This is a genomic window from Rhizobacter sp. P3_C12 (genome assembly GCF_056402735.1).
This window is the reverse complement of sequence record NZ_JBFUGW010000402.1, coordinates 1-4,275: the sequence shown is the minus strand read 5'-3', so window position 1 is coordinate 4,275 and position 4,275 is coordinate 1. Positions and strand designations below refer to the sequence as shown.

At 61.0% G+C, this 4,275-nt stretch carries 3 protein-coding genes and 1 pseudogene; 2 read left to right on the top strand and 2 right to left on the bottom strand.

From position 1 onward, the window contains the following. Positions 1-238 (bottom strand): annotated as a pseudogene (locus tag AC1DXV_RS32000) (hypothetical protein); the annotation flags it as partial. A gap of 389 nt (positions 239-627) precedes the next feature. Between AC1DXV_RS32000 and AC1DXV_RS31995 the strand changes: the two are divergent. Both AC1DXV_RS31995 and AC1DXV_RS31990 read left to right on the top strand, forming a co-directional pair. Then, a complete protein-coding gene (locus AC1DXV_RS31995; RefSeq protein WP_477937516.1) occupies positions 628-2,250 on the top strand; it encodes a recombinase family protein in 1,623 nt (540 codons plus the stop codon). A gap of 192 nt (positions 2,251-2,442) precedes the next feature. Beyond that, positions 2,443-2,940 (top strand): hypothetical protein, encoded by a 498-nt coding sequence (locus tag AC1DXV_RS31990; protein ID WP_477869014.1) that lies wholly within the window; start codon positions 2,443-2,445, stop codon positions 2,938-2,940. Here AC1DXV_RS31990 and AC1DXV_RS31985 read toward each other — a convergent pair. Continuing rightward, the coding region (locus AC1DXV_RS31985) for a type I restriction enzyme endonuclease domain-containing protein (RefSeq protein WP_477937514.1) at positions 2,937-4,275 on the bottom strand (1,339 nt) is incomplete at its 5' end. The two genes, AC1DXV_RS31990 and AC1DXV_RS31985, sit on opposite strands and share 4 nt — an antisense overlap.

Genomic DNA, 4,275 nt, shown 5'->3' with positions numbered 1-4,275 from the left:
TCTCCTGCTCGTCCTCAAAGGCCGGCCGGGCATGCGCGTCGGAGAAGACGTCGAAATCCGATTTGCCGACCAACCCGTCGGGTGTCGCCATCCCGAACTGGAGCGCCTGCGCCGCACTCGATTTGATGAAGCGGGACTGCCTGTCCTTGAAATAGATGTGATCCGGTGAGTTGTCCAGCAGGGCCCGCAGCAGGTCGCGTTCGTCGACGCCCGCCGGGAAGTGCTCGGGCGCGGCCATCACGAAGGGGCTCCGGCGGCATCCGACAGGGTCACCTCGTGCTGGCGGGCCGCTGGCTGCCGCATTGCACACGGCAGGAGCATGGAATGGCGGGCGCAAGACATCGACGACTCCCTGGCACTGGGGGTGCCTTGTATGGCGGCATGTTCGCGCTGGCGCGGCCGCTCCACTCCGTCGAATAGCGTGGCGAAGCAAGACCAAATCCACCGTCATGACCCCAGGCACCCTTTCCGGATGGTGCAGAATCCGCCCTGCCCGCCGCTCACCCGGCGGGCATCGCTGGGGGTGCTGGCCCGTCCGGGCCGGCTGAGAGAGTCCCTTCGAACCTGACTGAGGTAAGCCTCACGCCGCGAAAGTAAACTTTCTTCTCACAAGAAGAGAGGGATGGAATGGCGAGGGTTTACAGCTACATCCGCTTCAGCGATGCGAAGCAGGCAGCAGGGGCGAGTTCAGAGCGGCAACGAGCATACGCGCAGCAGTGGGCAAAGGATCACGGGCTCGAACTCGATGACCAGCTCAGCTTGCGCGACGAGGGCCTGTCGGCCTATCACCAGAAGCATGTAAAGCAAGGGGCGCTTGGAGCGTTCCTGCGGGCTGTTGAAGATGGKGCTGTGCCCGCCTCTTCTGTCCTCGTCGTCGAGGGGCTTGATCGGCTGTCGCGTGCGGAGCCGTTGCAGGCGCAGGCGCAACTGGCGTCCATCGTCAATGCGGGGATCAAGGTGGTCACCGCCTCGGATGGGAAGGTCTATAGCCGCGAAGGATTGAAGGCCAATCCAATGGACCTGGTCTACAGCCTGCTCGTGATGATCCGGGCGCACGAGGAAAGCGACACGAAAAGCCGACGGGTGCGGGATGCCATTCGCCGGCAGTGTCAGGGGTGGCAGGCGGGCACCTACCGCGGGCTCATTCGGTACGGCAAGACGCCGAGCTGGCTTCAGGTTGTCGACGGGCGGTGGGAGTTGATCGAGCCACGGGCTGAGGCACTGCGCGCGGCCGTCGACATGTTCCTGCGCGGGCTGGGCACCGGGCACATCGCTCGCGAGCTGCATTCGGCTGGACTTTCAGTGAGCAATGCTGTCCCGAGCAGCGGGCACCTGGTGCGCTTGCTGGCGCACCCTGCATTGATCGGCGACAAGCACCTTGACCTCGACGGGGAGACCTTCCATCTCCTCAACTACTACCCGGCCGTCATCACGCGTGAGGTCTGGGCCGAACTGCAGGAACTCACGACCGCGAGGAGCAGGCGGAACGTGCGCGGCGAGATTCCATCCATCCTCACAGGCTTCGGCGTTGCGGTCTGCGGGTACTGCGGCGGACCCTTGAAGAGCCAGACGATGGCCAGCAAGCGCCGAAGCGATGGCACTTTGTCTGATGGGCATCGTCGCCTCCAGTGCGTTCGAATCAACGGCGGCGACGGATGCTCAGTGCGCGGGTCGTGTTCTGCGGCGCCCGTCGAGCGCGCGCTGATGAGCTACTGCAGCGACCTGGTCAACTTGCAGGCGCTGTATCGCAGTGATCGCTCCGCGGTCCAGCGCGGCGAGCTGGCCCTGGCAAAGTCCCGCTTGACGGACATAGAAGCCAAGCTGGAGCGGCTGGCCAGCGCGCTGCTTGAGAGCGACGACGCGCCGGTCACATTCGTTCGCCGAGCGCGCGAGCTAGAGGATGAGCGCGGCATGGTGCAGGGGCTGCTGAAGGTTACGGAACGCGCGGTTGCCGAGGCAGCCAGAGCAGACATCCAGGGGGCGGATGTGCGTTGGCGATCCTTGGTCGAAGGCGTCGACAAGTTGCACTACGAGGACCGAGCGACTGCGCGGCAGCTAGTCGCGGACACCTTCGAGCGCATCGTCGTTTACTGGCGCGGCGTGCGCCCTGCCGAGACTGCGAACGGCTCAATCGATGTCATGCTGCATGCCAAGGGCGGCATCAGCCGGATGCTTCGAGTGGACAAGCGCGGCGGCTGGATCGCAGCTGAGCACGTCGACTATGCCGAGGCTACATCGTTGGTCACCTAGGCGGCCTGTCGTCGGCTGGGTCGGTAGGCACCGCTAGCTCCATCAGTGAGAAGCGCCGACCACGCTGGCAATATATTTGGACTAGATTCAAAAAGAAGTGGGAGCAGAAGATGTGTAGCAGTGGTGCCATTGATAGAGCGATGCACGCAGCTCACCGGGTCAAATCAACCTCTTTGTGAGGCTTGCCTGCATATGACCGATCTTCCTTTCGGCTTCAACATCGACGTTTCATCGCTGTTAGCCGGCATGACCTTCACAGTCGTGGCCGGATGGCTCGCGTCCCTCCTGTCTCTGAGGAAGGACGAGAGAGCTGTTCAACTGGAGCAGGTAACGAAGGAGCGTGCCAAATGGCGGGACAACATGCGCAAGACCATCGAGGAAATCGCGCAGCTCTACTTTGACAACAAGGGCCAAGCCGTACCGGGGAAAGTCGCAGCACTCCGCGCCAGGCTGGTCACATCGATCAACCCGAAAGACGATGCTGATGACCAGCAGATACTGACCCATTTCGATGAAATCTTCGCCGGGTCCAAGACGGATCTCGACGTACTCACCAAACGCGTCGCCTTGCTGCTCAAGCACGACTGGGAACGGGTCAAATGGGAGTGTTCGCCCATCTACGTCAAGTTGGCCACTCGTTGGAGCAAGAAGCAACGCATGTGGCGCAGTTCCAACTACCGAAACATCTAGGCCACGACCCAACCCGTGGACAGCGCCTCCGCTTGCTTGAGTACTGTCTGAACGGCGGAATCTTGAAGGTCGGGTGGATAGCCGTACTTTCGAAGGATTCGCTTCACCAGGACACGCATACGGGCACGCGCGCTTTCGCGATGAGACCAATCAACCGAAATGCTGCCTTTCAGGCCGACTATCAACTCATGAGCAATCACCTTCAATGCGTCGTTGCCCATTACCTGAATAGCACTCTCATTGTCCGCGAGCGCGTCGTAAAAGGCGATCTCGTCTTGGGATAGGCCCTCCTCCTCCCCGCGCTTGCGGGCAGCTCGAACATCCTTCGCCAAGGCGACTAGCTCTTGCAGCACTTCAACGGTGTTGATCGCATTTGTGTGATAGCGAGCAATAGCCTGCTCTAGTCGCTCAGAGAACCGCTTGGTCTCCACGACATTGGTCTTGCTGCGTGAGCGTATTTCGTCGTTCAACAACTTGCGTAGCGCTTCGAGCGCGAGGTTCTTCTTTTCCAGCCGCTGCACCTCTCCCAAAAACTCATCCGATAGGATTGAGATGTCTGGCGTTGAGATGCCGGCGGCGGCGAGGATGTCAACGATCTCGGTCGAGACGACGGCACGATCCAGAATTTGTTGGATCGCAAACTCGCGGTCACCCGCCGCGCCGCCAGGACCTTCGGCCGATTTGACAAGCGCGGCTCGCACGGTTTGAAAGAAGCCGACTTCATCGCGGACCGCCCGAGCCTCGTCGCTGGCCGAAGCAAGTGCGAATGCTCTTGACAATGCCAGCACTGCATCCTGATAGCGTCGGTTCTCGCGACGTTTTCCCTCTTCGGTGGTCTCCCGAACGGCTGACTTGTTCTGTTGATCCAGAATCCACTCAAGAGCTTCGGCTAGCACGATCAGGCGTTGTTGCCCGCTGCCGGTGAGGCCACGAGCGTAGTCGAAGCCGTGATACATCGCCTTCACGACGTCGAACTTCTCAAGCAGAACAGCGATCGCCTCTGCTTCGTCGATCCCGGCCTGACGCTTGTCCGCGCTGGAGTATTGGCCTAAGGCATTCTTGAGGTTCTGCGCCACGCCGATGTAGTCGACGACCAAGCCTGCTGGCTTATCGCGGAATACGCGGTTCACACGTGCGATTGCCTGCATCAGCCCGTGGCCCTTCATCGGCTTGTCGATGTACATCGTATGCATCGACGGGGCATCAAAGCCGGTCAACCACATATCCCGCACGATCACCAGCTGGAGTACATCCTTCGGGTCCTTGGCACGCTTTGCCAACAAGTCTCGCCGGGCCTTCGTGCCTATGTGAGGCTCTTCGTGCCTATGTGAGGCT

Bases quoted from the DNA above. Each gene is read 5' to 3' on its own strand.
- AC1DXV_RS31990 (WP_477869014.1), top strand. From the start codon at position 2,443: ATGACCGATCTTCCTTTCGGCTTCAACATCGACGTTTCATCGCTGTTA.